The sequence below is a fragment of the Pseudomonas sp. TYF_14 genome, assembly GCF_043105275.1.
GTDB classification, from domain to species: Bacteria; Pseudomonadota; Gammaproteobacteria; order Pseudomonadales; family Pseudomonadaceae; genus Aquipseudomonas; species Aquipseudomonas alloputida.
Window position 1 is genome coordinate 53,442 of the sequence record NZ_JBICLK010000073.1, and the last position, 21,212, is coordinate 74,653.

The window sequence follows — 21,212 nt, forward strand, 5'->3', positions numbered from 1 at the left end:
CGGATATCCGCCCCTTGCTGACCGAACCCCGTCGCCGCGCCTACCTTTCCGCCATGCAAGTGGTGCACTGGCTGCCGCGCGCCGAGCTGCCGTTCGCCGCACCGTCGCGGCCCGAGCTGCTGCTGCCGGTTGCGCCGGTCGAGGACATCGATTTCGAGGTCAGGCCGGCATCGGCCGCCAACGAAACGCCCGTCACCCCCCAGGCTCGCTCCGGCGAGCGGCCGAAAATCGAGATCCCGCGCCCGGGCAGTGTGCCTAAACCCGCCGTCAAGCCTGTCGAGGCACAAGAGCAGCCCGCTGCTCCGCGCCCGGCACCGGTGCCGCCACCGCGCTTCTCGCTGCAGTTGTTGCGCGCCGGCAGTTGCCTGCTGCTGGTGGAACTGGCCACTGGTCAGCCGTTCCAGAGCCGCGACCCCTCTTACCTGCTGCTCAAGGACATGCTGCGCGCCGCCGGCCTGCCCGACGCCCCGCAGATCATCGGCGAGCCGGTGCGCTGGCCACTGCTGGTGCGCGGAAACATGGACCAGGGGCCGGAGGCTGCGCGCGATTTCGTCCAGGGCTTCGTTCAGGCGCGCCTGGAAGACGCCCCGTGTACCTGTCTGTGGCTGGTCGGCCTGCCGGCACTGCGTTTTGCCGCCAATGCCGACGCCGATGCCTATTACCAAACCCTGACGCTCGACAGCCTGGGCGACGCCTGGGCATTGCCGGGCCTTGAACTGTTGATGGACGAGCCGCAACGCAAGGCGGACGTCTGGAAAGCCATGCGCCAGCTGATGGCGCGCTGGAAGAGCGTTGAATGAGTGACTCGATCAGCTTCCGCCCGATGACCGAGGCGGATCTGGATGCCGTACTTAAGATCGAATATGCCGCATTCAGTCACCCCTGGACCCGTGGAATCTTTCAGGATGCGCTCAAATCGTACGAAGTCTGGCTGATGTTCGATGGCCAGCAGCAAGTGGGCCATGGTGTGATCAATGTGATCATCGATGAAGCGCACCTGCTCAACATCACCGTAAAACCGGAAAACCAAGGCTGCGGCCTGGGCCTGCGCCTGCTCAAGCACCTGATGGCCCGGGCCTATCAGCTCAATGGCCGCGAATGCTTTCTGGAAGTGCGCGCCAGCAACCAGTCGGCCTATCGTTTGTACGAGCGTTATGGTTTCAACGAAATTGGCCGCCGCCGCGACTATTATCCGATTGCCGGCGGCCGTGAAGACGCCCTGGTGATGGCCTGTACCCTGTTCGAAGACTGACTTTGCAGGGGCGTACCCGGGCGCGCAGGCTTTGTTCTCGGCAGGGACGGATAAAGAATGAGACAACTGCTTTTGGCAGCGAGCCTGTGTATCGCTAGCGCTACTCACGCTGACGAGCGCGACGTGTGGATGTTCGCCCAGTGGGCGGGTGATCATCAAACCCGCCCTTTCCGTGAAATGCTGGTAGATGCCCGGCTTTACGGTGTAGTGCCAATTCACCAGTTGCTGCGCTCGGCATCGGACTGGAAACTGTGCCACGCATCGCCTTTCGCCGTACCACCCCCCGGCAATTGGGCCGCTGTGCGTTCGACCCTCGCGTTGATCAAGGCACTCGACGATCAAGGCATCCTGCGCCAGTTCGAGGTGGTTTCGGCCTACCGTGAGCCGCGCCTGAATGCCTGTGCGGGCGGGGCGGCCAACAGTGCGCATACCCGCGCTTTCGCCGTCGATATACTGCTGCCGGCCTGGGCCGACCCCAATCCGCTGTGCCGTTTCTGGCAGCAACACGGCCAAGCCTGGAACATGGGGCTGGGCCGCTACCCATCAGGCCGTATCCATTTGGATACCGCCGGTTATCGCACCTGGGGTGGTGATGGCGGTGCGGGGGCGTCGTTCTGTATCAACCCCAAATGAGCCAGGCACTTCCGGCATTCGTCCATTATCCACTCGGCGAAGCGCTGGCGCTTGCCGCTGTCGGCCAGAGGCTGCGGGCTGAGCAGGTGGTAGGCCGAGCCATCGCGCACAAAACCGAACGGCGCCTGCAGCTGCCCGCTGTCGAGTTCGTCGCGCACCATCAGGGCTGAGGCAATGGCCAGGCCCAGTCCGGCGCTGGCGGCCTGAATCGACAGGTAGAAATGTTCGTAGTCGCTGCGTTCGCAGTGCCGCGCCTGTTGGCCGCTCAGGCGCAGCCAGGTGGGCCAGGCAGCAGGACGTGTGGTGCTGTGCAGCAGCCGTTGGCCATCGAGTCTGGCGCAGGCGGCGGGGTGGCACACCGGGCCGATCCATTCATCGCAGATTTTCTGGCTGTACAGCTGGTTGTCCCAGTGGAAGTCGTCGCGGCGAATTGCCAGGTCGACACCGCTGCGCGCGAAGTCCAGCGGGCCGCCTGCGGCTACCAGGTGCAACTGAAGGTCGGGGTGGGTGGCATGGAAGCGCGGCAGGCGCGGGATCAGCCAGCGCATGGCGATGGTCGGTTCGCAAGACAGCACCAGCACATTGTCGCGAGCTTGTTGCTGCAGGCGCTGCACGGCGCCTTCGAGCTGTTCGAAGATCGCCTGGGTGGTGCCTTGCAGGGCACGACCGGCGGGGGTGAGGAAAATGGCCCGGTTGCGGCGTTCGAACAGTTCCACGCCAAGGCTTTCTTCCAGCAGGCGTATTTGGCGGCTGACCGCGCCGTGAGTGACGTGCAAGTGCTCGGCGGCGCGCACGAAGCTCTCGGTCTGGGCGGCAATGTCGAAGTAGCGGAAGGCGTTGAGTGGCGGCAGTTTCATGATATCCCTGTTCAGCTGTGCCGGCCTCTTCGCGGGTAAACCCGCTCCTACATGGCCACATATTTCCCTGTAGGGGCGGGTTTACCCGCGAAGAGGCCAAGGCAGGCTGTACATCTGTGAGCAAAACTATCAGATTCATCTCAGCATAAATCGATTTTTCCGCATCTGTAAGCGCTTGATAATCGGCGGTCTGTGTATTTCCATCGCCTATCGAGAGCCCTCAGCATGACCGAACTCATCGCCGTCGCCCTGTTCACCCTGCTCGCCGTCATCAGCCCTGGCGCCGATTTTGCCATGGTCACCCGCAGCAGCTATGCGCAGGGTCGCAAGGCCGGGCTGGCTGCTGCTGTGGGCATCGCCCTAGGGGTGCAGGTGCATGTGTTGTACACGGTGTTGGGCATTGCCGTGATCATCAGCCAGAGCCCGACGCTGTTCTTCGTCATGAAGGTGCTGGGGGCGGGCTACCTGATTTACCTGGGGTACAAGTCATTGACCAACACCCGGCGCATCAGCCTGGACGGGGTTGGCCAGTCCTCTGCCGGCGTACTGCAAGCGCTGCGCACGGGCTTTTTGACCAACGCCCTCAACCCCAAGACCATGTTGTTTGTCATCAGTGCCTTCACCCAGGTGGTACAGCCTGGTAGCCCGCTGACGCTGAACTTCGCCTACGGTGCGTTCATGTCCGTTGCCCATTGGCTATGGTTCAGCCTGGTGGCGGTATTTTTTTCCAGCACGGCATTGCGCAAGGCGATGATCGAGCGGCAAGTGCTGGTGGACCGAGCTATTGGTCTGGCATTGATCGGGCTGGGTTTGGCTGTGGCGGTGACCGGAATACGTTGAGGCGAAGACAGTAGCGCCGAAGCCTGTCATTCGGCGCCCGGCTGCTGCGGGATTGGTTGGTGCGGGCATCAGCAACTTTTTCGCAGGCAAAGAAAAAGGGCTTACCTTGCGGTAAGCCCTTCGTCTTGTTTGGTGGCTACACAGGGACTTGAACCCCGGACCCCAGCATTATGAATGCTATGCTCTAACCAACTGAGCTATGTAGCCGATGGCGCGCATTATTCTCTTGAACGCCCCCTCTGTCAACACTCATTTCAAAAAAAATTTGCACGCTTTCAAAAACTTAGCGGCCAGCCCCGGTTTCAGCGCACCACAAGCCAGTACCCGAGCACACCCAGCAACTGCAGCTGCTGGGCTGCAGCCAGGGATTGCAGGCTTTGGCCAGGCCGGTCGAGGTTGAAATCGCCGCTCACACGGCGATGAGCCACGTGTTCATCCATCATCCACAGACGCTGCCCTTGGTAACCGGCAAGGCGCTCCAGCACCTGCCTCAATGGCATGTCTGTGGCTTTAAGGCGACCGTTGCGCCAACTGTCAGCGGTTTTCAGATCAGCCTTCCGCACCGGATCGATGCGTGTGTCATCGAAGGTTACCCGCTCACCTGCCGAGACCATTCGCTGCTCACCCCCCTGGGTGACCATGGCCTTGCCACTGAATACCACGAGTTCGTCACGCCCTGCATGGCGGGCTATCTGCAAGCGAGTGCCGTATACCTGGATGCGTGCGTTGCCCACTTCCACGTCCATGGCGCGCCCGTCGAGCACGACTTCCAGATGCACCTGGCCCTGCACCAGGTGCAGTTGGCGGGTGCGGCCGCGCAGGTCGACGTTCATTGCGCTGGCGCTGTCCAGGTTCAATGTCGTGCCATCCGCCAAGCGTATGCTGCGGCGCTCTCCCACATCGGTGTGCAGCTCGCTGGCCAGGCGCTGTATCAGCGGCCAGTACAGGTAAGCAGCAGCGCCTAACCCTAGCAAGAACACAAGCGCCAACCCTTTACCCAGGTGACTGCGACGGACAGTGACATGCCGTGGGCGAGGGCGGGCAGGTGCGGGTTGCAGCTGTTGCCAGAACGTCTCCAGCTCGGCGTAGGCGTGGGCGTTCTCTTGTACCTGGCACCAGGCTGCAAATGCCTGGCGCTGGGTTTCGTCGCAACCGGGCTGGCGCAGCAACGAAAACCACGCCAGCGCTTCCTGTTGTGGATCGGGCTGCAGCTGCTTGGCGGACATCGGGCTCATGGGGGCGGTCTGCTCACGATAGGGGCCGTTTGGCCTAACGATGACAGGAGTCATTGGCAGAGGATGCTAATTATATTGAGAACCATTTTCAAGTACGTGGCGACAGGGGGATAAAAAAGGTAGCTATGTATCTATTTGATTCCTGATAATCGGATCCCAAACCAGAGGACGGAGATTCAGGCAAATGGCCACCACTAGTGCCTCCACCGCATCCACCCCGGCAGCGGCAAGCCAAGCCTCGCCGATGGTGATGCGTATCATCGGTTTCTGCGCCTTGGCGCACTTGATCAACGACCTGATCCAATCGGTGCTGCCCGCGATCTACCCGATGCTCAAGGCCAACTACGACCTGAGCTTCGCCCAGATCGGCATGATCACGCTCACGTTCCAGATCACCGCCTCGCTGTTGCAGCCTTGGGTCGGCTTCTTCACCGACCGCCGGCCCACGCCAAATCTGTTGCCGCTAGGCACCCTGTGTACGTTGGTGGGGATCGTGATGCTGGCCTTCGTTGGCAGTTTCCCGATGATCCTGCTGGCGTCGGCTTTGGTGGGCATTGGCTCGTCGACCTTCCACCCGGAAACCTCGCGTATTGCACGGCTGGCCTCGGGCGGGCGCTTCGGCCTGGCCCAATCGACCTTCCAGGTCGGTGGCAACACCGGCTCTGCTCTGGGCCCACTGCTGGCAGCGGCCATCGTCATACCGTTCGGCCAGACCCATGTGGCCTGGTTCGGCCTGGCCGGGCTGTTCTTCCTCGGCGTTACCCTGATGTTGCGCGGCTGGTACAAGGAACACCTCAATCAGGCCAAGGCGCGCAAGGCGGTGCAGGCCACCCACGGCATTTCGCGCAATCGGGTAATCGCGGCGCTGATCGTGCTGGGCTTGCTGGTGTTCTCCAAGTACTTCTACATGGCCAGCTTCACCAGCTACTTTACCTTCTACCTGATCGAGAAGTTCGGTGTGTCGGTGGCCAGCTCGCAGCTGCACCTGTTCCTGTTCCTCGGCGCGGTGGCGGCGGGCACCTTCTTTGGCGGGCCGATCGGTGACCGTATCGGGCGCAAGGCTGTGATCTGGTTTTCGATACTGGGTGTGGCGCCGTTCACGCTGGCGCTGCCGTATGCCGACTTGTTCTGGACCACGGTGCTGAGCGTGGTGATCGGCTTTATCCTGGCTTCGGCGTTTTCCGCGATCGTGGTGTATGCGCAGGAGCTGGTGCCGGGCAGCGTGGGCATGATTGCCGGGATCTTCTTTGGCCTGATGTTCGGTTTTGGCGGCATTGGCGCTGCGCTGTTGGGGTACGTAGCGGACCTGCGTGGTATCGAATACGTGTATGGGTTGTGCTCGTTCCTGCCATTGTTCGGGTTGTTGGCGGTGTTGCTGCCAAGTACAGGTAAACGCTGAACGCACCGGGGGCCTGGCAGAGGCCCCTGGGCAATTGACGAGCCCCCCGGAGGTGGCTAAAGTGCCGCCTCTTTTTTCAATCACCTGCGTAGTAGCCAAAGCAATGCGCCGTACCCAGTCCCTCCCACATGCCCGCCAGCCTGCCTTCCAGGCACTGCGTCGTGCATGGCCGAGTGACACGGTGCTCAAGCGCCGCCGCAGCGTGCTGTTTGCCTTCACCTTCTCGCCACACCTCGCCTGAACTGATCTGCGCTTTCGCGTCGCTCGCCGTTCTGGCGTGCGCGCCTGTTTCTGCACGTCTTTTCGGTTTGCCAGGAGTGGTACATGAACATGCGTTTGTTGGCGGGCTTATTGTTCGCTGTTTCTGTCGTGGGTTTCAGTTTGGGGGCCAGCTTGCCGCTGGTGTCGTTGCGCCTGCATGAAGCGGGGGCGAGCACACTGGAAATCGGCATCATCTCGGCCATCCCTGCCGCCGGCATGATGCTCTCGGCTTTTCTGGTCGACGCCTGCTGCCGCCATCTCACCCGGCGCACCATCTATCTGCTGTGTTTCAGCCTGTGCACGGTCAGCATCGCCTTGCTCGAGTCCGCGTTCGGCTCGTTGTGGCTGCTGGCGTTGCTGCGCCTGGGCCTGGGGCTTGGCATGGGGATCGCCATCATCCTCGGCGAGTCGTGGGTCAACGAACTGTGCCCCGAACATAACCGCGGCAAGATCATGGCCTTGTACGCCACCAGCTTTACGGGCTTTCAGGTGCTGGGCCCGGCCATGCTGGCAGTGTTGGGCGCCGATAGCCCGTGGATCACGGGTGTCGTCACGGTCTGTTATGGGCTGGCGTTGCTGTGCATTGTGCTGACGGTGCCTAACGACCATGTCGAGCACGAAGAGGGCGAAAAAAGCTTCGGCCTGGCCGGGTTCTTCCGTGTGGCACCGGCGTTGTGCATGGCGGTGCTGTTCTTCTCGTTCTTCGATGCCGTGGTGCTGTCGCTGCTGCCGGTGTACGCCACCAGCCATGGCTTTGCCGTTGGCGTGGCGGCGTTGATGGTGACGGTGGTGTTTGCCGGCGACATGCTTTTCCAGCTGCCGCTGGGCTGGTTGGCCGATCGGGTTGAGCGCACAGGGCTGCACCTGGCGTGCGGGCTGGTGGCGATGGTGATCGGCATCGGTTTGCCTTGGCTGCTGAATCTGACCTGGCTGCTGTGGCCGCTGCTGGTGGTGCTGGGCGCGGTGGCGGGGGGGATCTATACCTTGGCGCTGGTGCTGATCGGGCAGCGCTTCAAGGGCCAGGACCTGGTCACTGCCAACGCCAGTGTGGGCTTGCTGTGGGGCGTAGGCAGCCTGGTCGGGCCGCTGGTCAGTGGGGCGGCCATGAATGTCGCGCCGCATGGTTTGCCCATGGCGCTGGCACTGATGGCCGGGCTGTTCGTGTGCTTTGCCAGGCAGTCATACCGGCGCCGTGGGCGGATGCGGGCTGTGGCGCAGTGATAACCCTTTACGCCGCGCCGATGCTTACCCAATAGCGCGTCCTGTACTCGACCCGCACGGGCAGGCTGCGGGTGAGCAGTTGCAGAATTTGCCCGGTGTCAGCCAACTGATAGGTGCCGGAAACCTTCAAGCCCGCCACTTCTGGAGCGCAGCGCAACAGGCCCGGTCGGTAGCGGCCGAGTTCGCTGGCAAACTCGGCAAGCGGCATCTGCTGCACGCTGAGTACACCTTCGGTCCAACCCCAGGGGTCGTTGTGCAGTGTTCTGGCCTGAATGCTGCCGTCGGCTGTGACTTGCAAGGTTTCACCGGGCAGCACTTGCCTCGCTGAGGCCGAGGCAGGGAACAGCGTGACTTCACCACGACGCACCGACAGCAGCAGCCCCTGGCTGTTTTCGCGCAGCAACAGCTGGCCATCGAAGGTGGTCAGCGGGCCGACACGGGTGGCGACGTGGAACGGGCGGTTGTCGTTGGGGTTGCTCTCCAGGCTGACCTCGCCATGGATCAGTTTCAGCTGGCGTTGCTCCGCGCTGTAGTGCAAGTCGATGGCACTGGCGGTGTTGAGCTGGATGCGGCTGCCGTCACTGCCTTGCCATTGGCGCCGTTCGCCTGTGGCAGTGCTGGTGTCGGCCAGCAGCTGTGGCAGGCCTAGCGGTTCGCGCGCGGCCCAGCCCAGGCTGCCGCCCACGGCCAACAGCCCCAGCAACTTCAGGTGGTCCCTGCGGCTGGCTTTTGGGTGCTGGCTAGCGTCCAGGGTGCGCCGGCTCAGGTCCTTGGGCAGCCCGGCCAATTCATCACCCAGATTACTGACTCGCTGCCAGGCCAGGCGGTTGTGTGGGTGGCTGGCCAGCCAGTGTTGAAACTGCTGCTCGGTGCGCGGGCTGGGGGTGTCGAAACGCAGCTTCACCAGCCAGTCGATGGCCTGATCGACCTGCGCCTGTGCGGGCGTACCATCAGGCATCGGCATAGCGCAACCGGTAGCAGGCGCCCAGGGCTTTGGCCAGGTCGCGCTCAACGGTGGCCCTGGACACCCCCAGACGTTGGGCAACCTGCACGATGCTCAAACCGTCTAGCTGGGCCAGCAGGAACGCTTGGCGGACGCGCGGTTTCAACTGCTGCAAGGCGCGGTCGAGGCGTTCCAGGCTATCGAGGATGACAAGCTTATCCTCTTCGCTGGGCACTTCTGCTTCGGGCAGGTGAGCCAGGCCCTCCTGGTAGGCCCGCTCCAGCGCGCGGCGGCGGAACTGGTCGATCATCAAGCCACGGGCGATGCTGCTGAGGTAGGCGCGCGGTTCTTTGAGCGGCGACACCTGGCGGGCGCGCAACAACCGCACGAAGGTATCCTGGGCCAGGTCTGCGGCATGTTCACTGCAACCGACCCGGCTGCGTAACCAGCCGCGCAACCAGGCATGGTGAGACTGGTAGAGCAGAGCGACCTCGGTGGGCTTGAGCGTGTCGTTGATCTGCATCGTAGAGAAGGCCCAGTCCAGTGATGTGTGCGATTGTGAATAGTTCTCAATTCTATGCGGGTAAGATGGCGCGGAGCAATGGCATGCCAAAGATTAGCTGCGCAAGAACCGGCGTTTGCCCGATGAACGGCTGCGCTAAGCTGGACCTGCAATCGACTTGATGGAGGTGCCATGATGCTGGCCGACCTTTCGCCTGAGGCCTATCACGAGGCCGCGCAACACCTGGCGGCACTTGACCCGGACTGGTCACGGCATATCGCAGCGATCGGGCCCTGCCTGCACCAGGCTACGCCGGGACGTGAGCCTTATGAGGCATTGGTGCGGGCGATTGCCTACCAGCAACTGCACGCCCGCGCCGCCGAGGCGATCCTGGGGCGTTTGCTGGCACTGTTCCCGGCAGATGATTTTCCCCAGCCAGAGCAGTTGCTGGCGGTATCCCCGGAAACCCTGCGTGCCTGCGGCTTTTCGGCGAGCAAGCTGGTGACGGTCCAGGGCATTGCTCAAGCCACCCTGGAGGGCCTGGTACCGACGCGGGAGCAGGCGTTAACCATGGCTGACGAGGCGTTGATCGAACGCCTGGTGGCGCTGCGTGGGGTAGGGCGGTGGACGGTGGAGATGCTGCTGATCTATAGCCTGGGGCGTTCTGACATTCTGCCGGTGGACGATTTTGGCGTGCGCGAGGGGTATCGGCGGCTCAAGGGGCTGGAGACGGCGCCGACACCGGCGCAAATGCGTTCGCTGGGCGGCGCCTGGCGGCCGTTTCGTACCGTGGCGGCCTGGTACCTGTGGCGGGCCTGAGGTTTTCGCATCGCCCGTACAGGCAACAACATATCCGGGAAACAAAGATGAACCTCTACACCACCCCCGACCAACGCTGGCAAGCCGTAGAGAGCCGCGACACTGCCGCTACAGGCCACTTTGTCTACGCCGTACGTACCACCGGCGTCTACTGCCACCCCGGCTGCAAATCACGCCAGGCCAAGCGTATGAACGTCGAGTTCTACGACACTGCCGCGGCTGCCGAGGCTGCCGGCTACCGTGCTTGCAAACGCTGTATCAGCAAGGCCAGCGCCACCCGCCACAGCCAGCTGGTTACTCACGCCTGCCGCTTGATCGAAACCAGCGACCCCGTTCCAAGCCTCGGCCAACTCAGTGCACGGCTGGCCGTCAGCCCCTTCCACCTGCATCGGCTGTTCAAGGCCGAAACCGGGGTTACCCCCAAAGCCTACGCCACGGCCTTCCGGGCCCGGCGCCTGCGTGCGCACCTGGAAGACGACCAGCACTCGGTCACCGATGCTATCTACAACGCCGGCTACAACTCCAACAGCCGCTTCTACGAAAGTGCCGACCAGCGCCTGGGCATGCGCCCCCGGCAATACCGCGCCGGCGGTGCCGGGGCAACCATTCACTTCGCCCTTGGGCAATGCTCGCTGGGTGCAATACTGGTAGCCCAGAGCGACAAGGGCATCTGCGCGATTCTGCTGGGCGACGACCCCGAGGGCTTGTTGCACGAGCTGCAGGATCAGTTCCCCAAGGCCCACCTGATTGGCGGCGACAGCGCCTACGAGCAGAAGGTCGCCGAAGTGATCGGTTTCGTCGAAGCGCCCTCCTTGGGCCTGGCCCTGCCGCTGGATGTGCAAGGCACCGCGTTTCAGGAGCGGGTGTGGCAGGCGCTGCGTGAGGTGCCGGCCGGAAGCAGGGTCAGCTACACAGACATCGCCGAGCGCATTGGCGCCCCCAAGGCCGTGCGGGCGGTCGCCATGGCCTGCGCGGCCAACCGTATTGCCGTGGCCATCCCTTGCCACCGCGTGGTGCGCCGGGATGGCGACATCAGCGGTTACCGCTGGGGCGTGGAGCGCAAACAGCAATTGCTGAAGCGAGAAACGGCACTCTCCTGACCGCCCGAAGCCGCGTAGAATCTCCCGCCAAATCGAATTGCAAAGAGGAATATTCGATGAGGCGTGTCAGCCTTGCCCGTTATTGCCCAGGTCTGATTGCCCTGCTGGCCCTGATGCTGTTGCTTGTCAGCCCGGCCTGGTCGGCCCCGGCCACGCCATTGTCCAACCTGGCGGCTGCCGAGGCGCCCGCACTGGACGAAAACGCCAGCCTCGAACAACTGAGCGACCGCTTGGACCTCATCCGCCAAGGCGTCACCAGCGAGGCTAACGACGACGTGCTGTCGCAACTGCGCCTGGGCGCGATGCAGGTTCAGCGTCAAGCTGATGCACTGAGTACACAGCGCACTGCCGATGTGGGAAAACTCGACGATCAGCTGAAGGTCATCGGCCCGGCCCAGCCGGGCGAGGCCGCTACCCTGACGCAGCAGCGCAAAGCGCTGGAGGCCGAGAAAAAGGCGCTGGTAGCCCAGCAGGATCAGGCCACCAAGCTGACCCAGTCGGCCCGTGACCTGTCCACGCAAATCGTCAACCTGCGCCGCAGCCAGTTCAACTCGCAAATCACCAGCCGCGCAGCCTCGCCGCTGAGCCCGGCGTTCTGGCAGAGCATCATCCGCCCCACCCAGGACGACGTAGCGCGCCTGCGTGACCTGCGCGGGGAGGCGGCCGACGCCATCAGCAGCGCCTTCAGCGCCGAAAACCGCTGGCTGTTCGTTGCCAGCCTGGTGGCGGCGATTCTGGTGTGGACGTTGGTACGGCGCGTGCTTGAACGCTTGCTGGCCAGTGCCATGATCCGTTGGTTGCCGGAGGGCCGCCTGCGCCGCAGCGCCTTGGCTCTGGGCGTTAGCCTGGCAACCCTGGGCACCATCGCCGGCTCGGTGTCTTTGCTGCGCTGGGGGCTGGAAAGCAATGCGCGATTGGGTTCGGATATCACCAGCCTGACCAATCACATTCTTACCCTGGTGGTGTTCAGTGCCTTCATCACAGGCCTGGGCCGCGCCATGCTGATGCTGCAGCGTCCGTCCTGGCGGTTGCCGGCGATCCACGACGAAGTCGCCAGTGCGCTGGGCTGGTTCCCGAAGGTGCTGGCATTGGCACTGATGGTCATGATGACCATGGAGCGCATGAACAGCGTGATCGGTGCCAGCCTGGCGCTGACGGTGGCCGTCAACGGGCTGACCGCGCTGGTGGTGGCGCTCACCTTTGCAGGCGCGCTGCTGTGTTACCGCCGCACCCTGCGCAAGCATGACCTGGAGCGCCCGACGGGCCTGGCCGGGCTGATCCCGTTCGTGATGGTCATCTGGCTGACGTTGATCCTGCTGGCACTGCTCACCGGCTACCTGACACTCGCCTATTTCCTCACCGCCAAGCTGTTGTGGGTCAGCCTGGTGATCACCTGTGCCTACTTGCTGACCACCTTCTTCGGCGACCTGTGCGAAACCCTGCTGTCGCCCCGCCAGCCCGGTGGCCTGGCACTGGCGTCGACCCTGGGCCTGGCGCCTCGCCATCAGGCGCAGGCCAGCACCATACTGGCCGGCATCGGCCGCACTGTCGTGCTGTTCCTGGCACTGCTGCTGGTGTTGATGCCGTCGGGCACCAGCCCTAGCGAATTGCTGCTGAGTCTGGGCGATTGGGATGGGACCGGCGGCAAGGTGCTCGGCAACCTGAACATCGTGCCGCAGGACATCCTGCTGGCCTTGGCGATCTTCCTCGGTGGCCTGTTCGCCATCCGTGTGGTCAAGCGCTGGCTGAGCGACCGCCTGCTGCCGGAAACCGAGATGGATGCCGGCATGCGGGCCTCGCTGGTGACCCTGGTGGGTTACCTGGGTTTCCTGTTCCTGGCCATGCTGGTGATGTCGACCTTGCGTATCAACCTCACCAGCCTGACCTGGGTGGTCAGTGCCCTGTCGGTCGGTATCGGTTTCGGTTTGCAGCAGATCGTGCAGAACTTCATTTCTGGCCTGATTCTGCTGACCGAGCGACCGGTGAAGGTCGGCGACTGGGTCAGCCTGGCGGGTGTCGAGGGTGATATCCGCCGCATCAATGTCCGCGCCACCGAGATCCAGATGTCTGACCGTTCCACGGTGATCGTGCCCAATTCGCAGTTCATCTCGCAGAACGTGCGCAACGTGACCATGGGCAATGCGCTGGGCGTGGTCAGCATTACCCTGACACTGCCGCTGGAGACTGATGCCAACCGCGTCCGGGAGCTGCTGCTGGCGGCTTACCATGAGCATGAGGCGATTCTGGATGCGCCAGCTGCCTCGGTGTCGTTCAAGGACCTGACGGCCAGCGGTATGGTGATTGGTGTGAGTGGCTATGTGGCCGGGCCGCGGCAGGTATCGGGAGCCCGCAGCGACCTGCTGTTCACCATTCTTGGCCGGTTGCGTGATGAAGGCATTCCACTGTCTTCGCCGCAGAGCATGGTGCTGGTGCAGGAGGGGGCGCGGCCGGCTGACGAGTCGATGTAGGCATCGGGGGGCAGTCCAGCTGGTAGGAGCGGGGGTGGACACACACCGGAGTTTGGACACAGGCCGCTGTAGGAACGGGTTTACCCGCGAACACCGGCAGAGCCGGTGCCATAACGCGACCCCTTGCGATATCAGCCCAGACAGCGGGTTACATGCTTGATCGACTGATAGGCCGACAACCCCCAAGGCCCCAGCTCACGGCCGATCCCGCTGCCCTTGGTGCCCCCCCAGGACGTTTCGACGAACACCGCCTGCACCGAGTTGATCCACACATGGCCAACCTCCAGCGCATCGGCCACGCGCTCGGCGCGTTCCAGGTCGGCGGAGCATACTGTAGCCACCAGCCCGAAGCGGCTGTCATTGGCTTCGGCAATGGCCTGTTCCTCGGTGGCAAAGCGCCGTGCGCAGAGCACCGGGCCAAAGATTTCCTCGGTCCACAGGCGGCTGTCTTTCGGCACATCGGTATACAGCGTCGGGCTGACGAACCAGCCTTCACGGTCCAGTGCATGGCCGCCAGCCAGGCACTGCAAACCTTCTTCCCGCGCCGTGGCAAAGTAGCTGGCCACCTTCAGCCATTGCGCCTGGCTGGTCAGCGGGCCCATGTCGACCTCTTCGGTCAAAGGATTACCCACCCGCAGGTTTTCCAGTGCCGCCTGCAAGCGCGGCAGCAGTGCATCGGCAATGCCGTCCTGCACCAGCAGCCGCGATGTGGCCGAACACATCTGGCCGGCATTCCAGCTGATGCCGGCAACAATCCATTCCACCGCCTGGTCGACATCGCAATCATCGAACACCACGATGGCCGACTTGCCGCCCAGTTCCAGCGTCACCGGCCGGCACTGCGCCGACGCGCTGCGCATCACCTGGCTGCCGACGCTGTTGCTACCGGTGAAGGACAACTTGTCCAGGCCATTGTGGTTGCTCAGTGCGGCGCCGGTCTCGGCCTTGCCGTTGACGATGTTCAGCACCCCGGCGGGCAGGCCAAGGGCGTCGGCGATTTGGCCGTAGGCCTGCTCGATCAGCGGGGTGACCTCTGAAGGCTTGAGCACCACGGTGCAACCGGCGGCCAGGGCCGGGGCAAGTTTCCAGGCGCTGGTCACCAACGGGAAGTTCCACGGCACGATCAGGCCGACCACGCCCACCGGTTCAAGGCGGGTGCGGGCGGTGAAACCCGGCGCAGCCAGGGGCACAGTGCGGTTTTTCGATGGCAGCTGCTCGGCCAGCTCGGCGTAATAGCCAAAGGTGGCGATGGCGTCATCCAGGTCGATTTCCGCTTCGTGACGCGGTTTGCCGTTATTGCGCATCTGCACGGTGACAAGCGCTTCGCGGCGCTGCCCGAGCTGTTCGGCAAAACCACGCAGGAAGGCGGCACGTTCACTGGCGCAGGTGCTTTTCCAGGCGGGCAGGGCGCTGCGGGCAGCGGCGACGGCCTGGTCGACCTGGCTCACGCTGGCGGCCATCAGCTCGGCGAACGGTTGCCCCAGCGCAGGGTCGTTGACGCTGATGCAGTCGCTGCCTTGGCCTTCGACCCAATGGCCGGCGATATAGTGGGAAGTGGTCATGATCGGTTTCCAGTCAGGCCATTTCGGCGGTGGTCACAGGCGTATGCGCGGTGCTTTTGCAACGCACCCATCGCGGCCCCAGGGGGCCATAAACGCCAGCAGGTTCAGGGAACAGGTTGAGCAACAGCAGGTACAGCACGCCAGCCAGCCCCAGCGTGACCGGCAGGCTCAGGTCGATGCCGCCCGCCAGGTCACCCAGTGGGCCGACGAACTGCCCCGGCAGGTTGACGAAGCACAGGCCAACCGCCGCGCTGGGGATCCACGCCCCCATGCCGCGCCAGTTCCAGCCGTGCAGGAACCAGTAGTGGCCACCACGCTGGCCGCGGGTGAATACCTGCAGGTCGTCGGCGTGGTAGAAGCCGCGGCGGGTAATCAGGCCAAGGATCATGATCACCATCCACGGGCTGGTGCAGGTAATGATCAGCACGGCAAAGGTCGATACGCTCTGCACGAGGTTGAAGGTGAAGCGGCCAATGAAGATGAAGCCAATCGCCAGCACGCCGATCAGCAGCGTAGCGCCAGCACGGCTGAGCAGGCGCGGGAACACGCTGGACATGTCCAGGCCGGTGCCATACAGCGCGGTGGTGCCGGTGGACATGCCGCCGATCACCGCAATCAGGCACACCGGCAGGAAGAACCAGCTAGGGGCAACTGCCAGCAGGCCGCCGACATAGTTGTTGGCGGCAATGTAGTCCGGCGCCTGGGTGGCGACCAAGGTGGCCGTACACAGGCCGAACAGGAAAGGAATCAGCGTCGCTCCCTGTGCCGCGATCACAGCCAGCATGATGCGTGCCTTGGGGGTTTCGCGTGGAATGTAGCGCGACCAGTCACCCAGGAAGGCGCCAAACGACACCGGGTTGCTCATGGCCAGGATCGCCGCGCCGACGAACGCAGCCCAGAAGCCTGCCTGGCCAAGGTTGACGCTGCCTGCGTAGCCGGCATCGAAGGGCCCGGCAAAGGCGACGATGCCCAGCAGGAACAGCAGGCTCGAGGCCCAAACGGCAATCTTGTTGACCCACAGCATGAAGCGGAAGCCAAAGATGCATACCACCAGGACCAGCACCGCGAACAAACCATAGGCCAGGCCGAGGGTCAGGTCGGTCTCTGGCAGGCCGGCCAGGCGCTTGGCACCACCGACCAACGCATCGCCCGAGCTCCACACCGAGAGCGAGAAAAACGCCACCGCCGTAAGCAGCGACAGGAACGAGCCGACGATGCGCCCGTGTACGCCAAAGTGCGCGCCCGATGAAACAGCGTTGTTGGTGCCGTTAAGCGCGCCAAACAGCCCCATCGGTGCAAGGATCAGCGCGCCGATGCCAACGCCAAGCAGAATCGCCCACACACCCGCCTGGAATGACAACCCGAAAAGCACCGGGAAGCTGCCCAGTACGGCGGTAGCGAAGGTATTGGCACCGCCGAAGATCAGGCGGAACAGGTCTAGCGGGGAGGCGTCGCGTTGATCGGCGGGGATCTGTTCGACGCCGTTGGTCTCGATACCGGTCGAGTGGCTCATGGTGGTGCTCCAGCGCGGTTGTTGTAGCCAGCGCAGTGCGCGGGCCTTCTTGTGGGTGCGATGGCAGGGCGGCAGCGCCGCGTAAAGGGTGATCAGGCCGGTGTTACGACCGACAGGTGCTCGTGGCAGGCCAGCCACTGGTCACCATGGCGGCGGAAGACAATGGTCTCGCGCTCGCTCAACGGGTGCTCTTCACCGCCGATGCGGATACGCGTGGCCACATCGTGCATGAAAACAGCCACGTCGCCTTGCAGGCTTACATGGGCGTTGCCCGATTCGCAGGCAAGCACGGTGAAGCCCTCGGCCTGCCACTGGGCCCACAGCTCTTCATAGGCGCGACGCGACAGCAGCGGATACGGCAAGGTGTGAAACAGAAAGGTGGCGTCTTCGCTGAAGCAGGCGAAATAGCGGGCGGTGTCGTTGCTGGCGAACGCCGCGACGAGGTCGGCGGCGGCTTGCCGCACTTGGAGTGTCTGGTCCACGGGAGTGGCCTCACGGTTTTTTGTGATTGTGGTGAAGCGATTCTGGTGGCGGTTGGCGAGGGGAAAAATCGCTGGCGGCAAATAATCAGTTCAGAAATTTGTGAACTGATGGGGCACAGGGCAGTACAGGCAAGCCGACTGACGGTCTCTCCCACCCTCCATCCTTGCCTACGCTGATACTCCCAACCCGCTGAAGCAAGGAGATCCACTGTGGCCTTCCAATACAAGCGTCTGGACAAGAACAACGCAGCCGTACTGCTGGTCGACCATCAGACCGGTTTGCTCTCGCTGGTAAGGGACATCGACCCCGACCGCTTCAAGAACAACGTGTTGGCCCTGTCCGACCTGGCCAAATACTTCAAGTTGCCGACCATCCTCACCACCAGTTTCGAGACGGGGCCCAACGGCCCGCTGGTGCCGGAACTGAAAGAGCAGTTCCCTGATGCCCCCTACATTGCACGCCCGGGCAACATCAACGCCTGGGACAACGAAGATTTCGTCAAAGCGGTAAAAGCCACCGGCAAGAAGCAGCTGCTGATTGCTGGTGTGGTTACTGAAGTATGCGTGGCCTTCCCGGCCCTGTCGGCATTGGAGGAGGGCTTCGAGGTATTCGTCGTCACCGACGCCTCTGGCACGTTCAACGAACTGACCCGTGACTCGGCCTGGCGACGCATGGAGGCTGCCGGGGCGCAACTGATGACCTGGTTCGGCGTGGCCTGCGAACTGCACCGTGACTGGCGCAACGACATCGAAGGGCTGGGTACTCTGTTCTCCAACCATATCCCGGACTACCGCAACCTGATGACCAGTTACAACAAGCTGGCCAAATAGTGCCTCCCGGGGGCTGCACGACAGCCCCCACATCAATCTGCAAGCGAAGCGGCAAACTGGCATTAATCGACCATACTCACTCTTCATTCGCCTTCAGGAGCGTGTCATGTCGAAGCCGTCCAGGAAGCCCTCCAAAAAACAGCCAGAAAAGCTGGGCGGTAAGGCGTACGAAAAAGCGCTCAAGAACCTGCATGTAGAGTTGGTGAAGCTACAGGAGTGGGTGGTCGCCAAGGGCCTGAAGGTATGCATTGTCTTCGAAGGCCGCGATGGCGCCGGCAAGGGTGGCACCATCAAGGCCATTACCGAGCGTGTCAGCCCGCGGGTGTTTCGTGTAGTGGCGCTGCCCGCACCGACCGAGCGGGAAAAGACCCAGATGTACGTGCAGCGTTACCTGGGCCATCTGCCTGCGGCGGGTGAAGTGGTGATCTTCGATCGCAGTTGGTACAACCGTGCGGGCGTTGAGCGGGTAATGGGCTTTTGCTCTGACGAGCAAGTGGACAAGTTTCTGACCGGAGTACCCGGGTTCGAAAGGGTCATGGTCGATTCAGGGATCATCCTCATCAAGTACTGGCTTGAAGTCAGCGCCGATGAGCAGACCCGGCGCCTGCAGGATCGCATCAACGACGGCCGCAAGCTGTGGAAGTTGTCACCGATGGACCTCAAGTCGTATAGCCGCTGGGATGAATACACCCAAGCGCGTGACGAAATGTTCCAGGCGTCGGATACCGCTTGGGCGCCGTGGTTCATGGCCAATTCCAACGACAAACGTCGCGCCCGGCTGAATATCATCAGCCATCTGCTCAGCCGTATTCCCTACAAGGATATAACCCGCGACCAGCACGTGAAGCTGCCCAAACGCGGCAAGATCGGCAAGTACAAGGCAGTCGCCTACCCGTTCAAGTTCGTCGAAGAACGCTTCTGAACCCCTCCCAGCAGGGAGCTGCGAAGGTACGAGCTCATGCCACATGACGGCAGCCTGTTGCAGGCGACGGTGGTATTCCTTTTGGCGGTGGTACTTCTGGTACCGCTGGCGCAGCGTCTGAAAATGGGCGCAGTACCGGGATACCTGTTGGCGGGTATCCTGATTGGTCCGTCGGTGTTTGGCCTGCTCGGCAACCCGGACAACGTGGCGCGGCTGTCGGAAATGGGCGTGGTCATGCTGTTGTTCGTGATTGGCCTGGAGCTGTCCCCAAAGCGTCTGTGGACCATGCGCCGGGCGCTATTTGGCGTCGGCAGCTTGCAAGTGGGGCTGACCGCTGTGCTGCTTGGGCTACTGGCATTCTGGCTGTTCGACCAATCGAAACCTGCCGCCATCGTGCTGGGCCTGGGCCTGGCGCTGTCGTCCACTGCCTTTGGCTTGCAGGTACTGGCCGAGCGCAAGGACCTGGGCAAACCTCATGGCCGCATGGCCGTGGCCATCCTGCTGTTCCAGGACATTGCCGCCATTCCCTTGATTGCCGTGGTGCCGCTGCTCGGTGGCGATGTCAGCACTGCTGACGAAGGTGCCTGGCCCTTGCTGGCTGTGGTTGTCGGCATTGGTGTGCTGATTGTTTTTGGCCGTTATCTGCTGACCCCGATATTCAAGTGGACGGTGGGGTCGGGCCTGCCTGAACTGTCGACCGCCACGGCCTTGCTGGTCGTGCTGGGCACCGCTTGGTTGATGGAGCATGTGGGTGTGTCGATGGCGCTGGGGGCGTTTCTGGCCGGTGTGCTGATGGCCGAGTCGCCGTTTCGCCACGAACTGGAAACCCAGATCGAGCCGATCAAAGGCCTGCTGCTTGGATTGTTCTTCGTTGGCGTAGGTATGAGTGCCGACCTGCGTCTGCTGTTCGGCATGCCGCTGATGGTGCTGGGCCTGACCGTGCTGCTGGTGGCCATCAAGCTGCCCTTGCTGTATGGCCTGGGGCATACGGCCGGAGGGCTCAACCAGGCCCAGGCGTTATGCCTGGGCGTGGTGCTGGCTTCGGGCGGCGAGTTTGCCTTCGTGGTGTTCAAGCTGGCGCTGGAGCACCAGGTACTCACCCAACAGGTACACGACCTGCTGGTGCTGGCCATCACCTTGTCGATGGCGGTGGTGCCCTTGGTCATGATGGCCCTGGCGCGGCAGCTGCGCGATGACAGCCCTGTACAGGCATCCCCTGAAACGGGCCAGTGAATTACGCCTTGCTGGCGCATTGGGTATCGGGAGGTGAATTATGCAGTCGAGTTTCAAGCTGGACAGCGCCCTTTCGCGGGGCTTGCTCGATGTGCTCATCAAGGCCGGTCTGGTAGCCGCCTTGGTGATCTTCGCTTTCCAGGTGTTTCAGCCGTTCCTGGAGTTGATGATGTGGGCGGTGATCCTGGCGGTTACGTTGTACCCGTTGCATTGCCGTATCCAGCGCCGCACCGGGCTCAAGCAAGGCTATGTGGCGACGCTGGTGGTGCTACTGGTTCTGGTGCTGCTGCTGGTACCTATCTACCTGGTGATGATGTCCATTGGCGAATCGGTAGACAGCCTGGTGACGCTACTCAAGAGCGGCGCCTGGAGCGTGCCGGTCCCGCCTGATTCCGTGGCGACCTGGCCACTGATCGGGCCGAAGGTGCATGCGCTGTGGTTGGCGGCCTCCGAAAACATGGCCAGTGTGCTGAATCAGTGGATGCCCCAGATCAAGGGGGCCGGGCTAACGGTGCTGGGCGCTGCGGCCAGCGCCGGTGGGGCTTTCCTTCTGTTCATCGGCGCAATCATCATTTCCGGGGTCATCATGGCCTTCGGTGAACGCGGTGAAATCGCTGCCCAGCGCATCGCCATGCGGGTTTCAGGCGCAGAGCGCGGTAAACCCCTGGCCACGCTGTGTACGGCTACCATTCGCGCGGTGGCACAAGGGGTGATTGGCATTGCCTTCATCCAGATGCTGCTGATCGGTGTTGGTTTTATCGTCAAAGGGGTTCCCGGTGCCGGGATGCTGGCCATCGTCATCCTCATGCTGGGCATTGCCCAGGCCCCGGCGACGCTGGTGACCTTGCCGGTGATCATTTATGTGTTCAATGCCGAAGGCTTCACGGTGGCGACCATCATTTTTGCCGTCTACACCTTTGTCGCCGGCCTTGCCGACAACGTGCTCAAGCCGCTGCTGCTGGGACGCGGGGTCGATGTACCGATGCCGGTGGTACTGATCGGCGCATTGGGCGGGATGGTGGTCAAAGGCATCATCGGCTTGTTCATCGGCCCGGTAATCCTTGGCGTGGCCTACGTGCTGTTCTGGCAATGGGTTGCGCTGCAGGTGCCGGAGCAACCGGCACCCCCTGCCGCCTGAG

Annotated in this window: 21 protein-coding genes and 1 tRNA gene; 14 read left to right on the top strand and 8 right to left on the bottom strand. The window is 62.9% G+C overall.

Translation table 11 applies throughout. The features are described from left to right. Positions 1–14: 14 nt before the first annotated feature. From ACF8O8_RS19505 to ACF8O8_RS19515, 3 genes are read left to right on the top strand one after another with little or no spacing between them, the layout of a single operon-like run. A complete protein-coding gene (locus ACF8O8_RS19505) occupies positions 15–800 on the top strand; it encodes an energy transducer TonB (protein WP_392510287.1) in 786 nt (261 codons plus the stop codon). Further along, the gene (gene rimI / locus ACF8O8_RS19510) at positions 797–1,252 is read left to right on the top strand and encodes a ribosomal protein S18-alanine N-acetyltransferase (RefSeq protein ID WP_010951945.1); all 456 of its coding nucleotides are present in this window, start codon (positions 797–799) and stop codon (positions 1,250–1,252) included. The genes ACF8O8_RS19505 and rimI overlap by 4 nt, the downstream gene beginning before the upstream one ends. A gap of 57 nt (positions 1,253–1,309) precedes the next feature. After that, a complete protein-coding gene (locus tag ACF8O8_RS19515) occupies positions 1,310–1,885 on the top strand; it encodes a D-Ala-D-Ala carboxypeptidase family metallohydrolase (RefSeq protein ID WP_049586371.1) in 576 nt (191 codons plus the stop codon). On the opposite strand, the gene ACF8O8_RS19520 is transcribed toward ACF8O8_RS19515, so the two are convergent. Continuing rightward, positions 1,825–2,742, bottom strand: coding sequence for a LysR substrate-binding domain-containing protein (locus ACF8O8_RS19520; RefSeq protein ID WP_010951946.1), 918 nt, complete (start codon positions 2,740–2,742; stop codon positions 1,825–1,827). The genes ACF8O8_RS19515 and ACF8O8_RS19520 overlap by 61 nt on opposite strands. Before the next feature lie 225 nt (positions 2,743–2,967). Between ACF8O8_RS19520 and ACF8O8_RS19525 the strand changes: the two genes are divergently transcribed. Then, entirely contained in the window at positions 2,968–3,582 is a 615-nt protein-coding gene (locus ACF8O8_RS19525; RefSeq protein WP_392510288.1) for a LysE family translocator, read from the top strand. A 130-nt stretch (positions 3,583–3,712) separates the two neighbouring features. Here ACF8O8_RS19525 and ACF8O8_RS19530 read toward each other — a convergent pair. Together ACF8O8_RS19530 and ACF8O8_RS19535 are read right to left on the bottom strand one after the other, a co-directional pair. Then, positions 3,713–3,789 (bottom strand) — tRNA-Met (locus tag ACF8O8_RS19530). 95 nt (positions 3,790–3,884) lie between these two features. Further along, the gene (locus ACF8O8_RS19535; RefSeq protein WP_392510302.1) at positions 3,885–4,808 is read right to left on the bottom strand and encodes a FecR family protein; all 924 of its coding nucleotides are present in this window, start codon (positions 4,806–4,808) and stop codon (positions 3,885–3,887) included. Between the two features lie 193 nt (positions 4,809–5,001). Between ACF8O8_RS19535 and ACF8O8_RS19540 the strand changes: the two genes are divergently transcribed. The 3 genes from ACF8O8_RS19540 to ACF8O8_RS19550 all read left to right on the top strand — a co-directional run bounded on the left by ACF8O8_RS19540 (position 5,002) and on the right by ACF8O8_RS19550 (position 7,698). Beyond that, complete coding sequence (locus ACF8O8_RS19540) at positions 5,002–6,216, top strand: MFS transporter (RefSeq protein ID WP_392510289.1); 1,215 nt, start codon at positions 5,002–5,004, stop codon at positions 6,214–6,216. A 103-nt stretch (positions 6,217–6,319) separates the two neighbouring features. Continuing rightward, positions 6,320–6,457, top strand: a complete 138-nt coding sequence (locus tag ACF8O8_RS19545) for a hypothetical protein (RefSeq protein WP_003247435.1) — start codon at positions 6,320–6,322, stop codon at positions 6,455–6,457. A gap of 83 nt (positions 6,458–6,540) precedes the next feature. Continuing rightward, positions 6,541–7,698, top strand: coding sequence for an MFS transporter (locus tag ACF8O8_RS19550; protein WP_010951950.1), 1,158 nt, complete (start codon positions 6,541–6,543; stop codon positions 7,696–7,698). Between the two features lie 7 nt (positions 7,699–7,705). Here the strand turns inward: ACF8O8_RS19550 and ACF8O8_RS19555 are convergent, their stop codons facing one another. Beyond that, the gene (locus ACF8O8_RS19555; RefSeq protein ID WP_392510290.1) at positions 7,706–8,662 is read right to left on the bottom strand and encodes a FecR domain-containing protein; all 957 of its coding nucleotides are present in this window, start codon (positions 8,660–8,662) and stop codon (positions 7,706–7,708) included. Further along, positions 8,649–9,164 carry a sigma-70 family RNA polymerase sigma factor gene (locus ACF8O8_RS19560; RefSeq protein ID WP_392510291.1) on the bottom strand — a complete coding sequence of 172 codons (516 nt, stop codon included), beginning with the start codon at positions 9,162–9,164 and terminating at the stop codon, positions 8,649–8,651. Before ACF8O8_RS19560 ends, ACF8O8_RS19555 begins: the two co-directional genes overlap by 14 nt. A 171-nt stretch (positions 9,165–9,335) precedes the next feature. Here ACF8O8_RS19560 and ACF8O8_RS19565 point away from each other — a divergent pair, with 171 nt between their 5' ends. Genes ACF8O8_RS19565 through ACF8O8_RS19575 form a run of 3 tightly spaced genes read left to right on the top strand, consistent with a single transcriptional unit; the run spans position 9,336 to position 13,530 of the window. Continuing rightward, positions 9,336–9,962, top strand: a complete 627-nt coding sequence (locus ACF8O8_RS19565; RefSeq protein ID WP_010951953.1) for a DNA-3-methyladenine glycosylase — start codon at positions 9,336–9,338, stop codon at positions 9,960–9,962. Between the two features lie 47 nt (positions 9,963–10,009). After that, positions 10,010–11,062, top strand: coding sequence for a bifunctional DNA-binding transcriptional regulator/O6-methylguanine-DNA methyltransferase Ada (gene ada, locus ACF8O8_RS19570; protein WP_129933727.1), 1,053 nt, complete (start codon positions 10,010–10,012; stop codon positions 11,060–11,062). 56 nt (positions 11,063–11,118) lie between these two features. After that, complete coding sequence (locus tag ACF8O8_RS19575) at positions 11,119–13,530, top strand: DUF3772 domain-containing protein (protein WP_392510292.1); 2,412 nt, start codon at positions 11,119–11,121, stop codon at positions 13,528–13,530. Positions 13,531–13,661: 131 nt separating this feature from the next. Here ACF8O8_RS19575 and ACF8O8_RS19580 read toward each other — a convergent pair whose 3' ends face one another. The 3 genes from ACF8O8_RS19580 to ACF8O8_RS19590 form a co-directional block, all read right to left on the bottom strand. After that, positions 13,662–15,092 (bottom strand): aldehyde dehydrogenase family protein, encoded by a 1,431-nt coding sequence (locus ACF8O8_RS19580; protein WP_010951956.1) that lies wholly within the window; start codon positions 15,090–15,092, stop codon positions 13,662–13,664. A gap of 13 nt (positions 15,093–15,105) precedes the next feature. Next, a complete protein-coding gene (locus ACF8O8_RS19585) occupies positions 15,106–16,605 on the bottom strand; it encodes a cytosine permease (RefSeq protein WP_010951957.1) in 1,500 nt (499 codons plus the stop codon). 92 nt (positions 16,606–16,697) lie between these two features. Further along, positions 16,698–17,087: a nuclear transport factor 2 family protein gene (locus ACF8O8_RS19590; RefSeq protein WP_004575697.1), complete on the bottom strand. Its 390-nt coding sequence runs from the start codon at positions 17,085–17,087 to the stop codon at positions 16,698–16,700. 210 nt (positions 17,088–17,297) lie between these two features. On the opposite strand from ACF8O8_RS19590, the gene ycaC reads away from it, so the two are divergent. The 4 genes from ycaC to ACF8O8_RS19610 all read left to right on the top strand — a co-directional run bounded on the left by ycaC (position 17,298) and on the right by ACF8O8_RS19610 (position 21,211). Beyond that, positions 17,298–17,918, top strand: coding sequence for an isochorismate family cysteine hydrolase YcaC (ycaC, locus tag ACF8O8_RS19595; protein ID WP_010951959.1), 621 nt, complete (start codon positions 17,298–17,300; stop codon positions 17,916–17,918). 106 nt (positions 17,919–18,024) lie between these two features. Beyond that, a complete protein-coding gene (gene ppk2 / locus ACF8O8_RS19600) occupies positions 18,025–18,840 on the top strand; it encodes a polyphosphate kinase 2 (RefSeq protein ID WP_392510293.1) in 816 nt (271 codons plus the stop codon). A gap of 36 nt (positions 18,841–18,876) precedes the next feature. Then, a complete protein-coding gene (locus ACF8O8_RS19605) occupies positions 18,877–20,073 on the top strand; it encodes a monovalent cation:proton antiporter-2 (CPA2) family protein (protein ID WP_392510294.1) in 1,197 nt (398 codons plus the stop codon). Between the two features lie 40 nt (positions 20,074–20,113). Next, the gene (locus ACF8O8_RS19610; RefSeq protein ID WP_003247421.1) at positions 20,114–21,211 is read left to right on the top strand and encodes an AI-2E family transporter; all 1,098 of its coding nucleotides are present in this window, start codon (positions 20,114–20,116) and stop codon (positions 21,209–21,211) included. The last annotated feature ends 1 nt before the right edge of the window (position 21,212 follow it).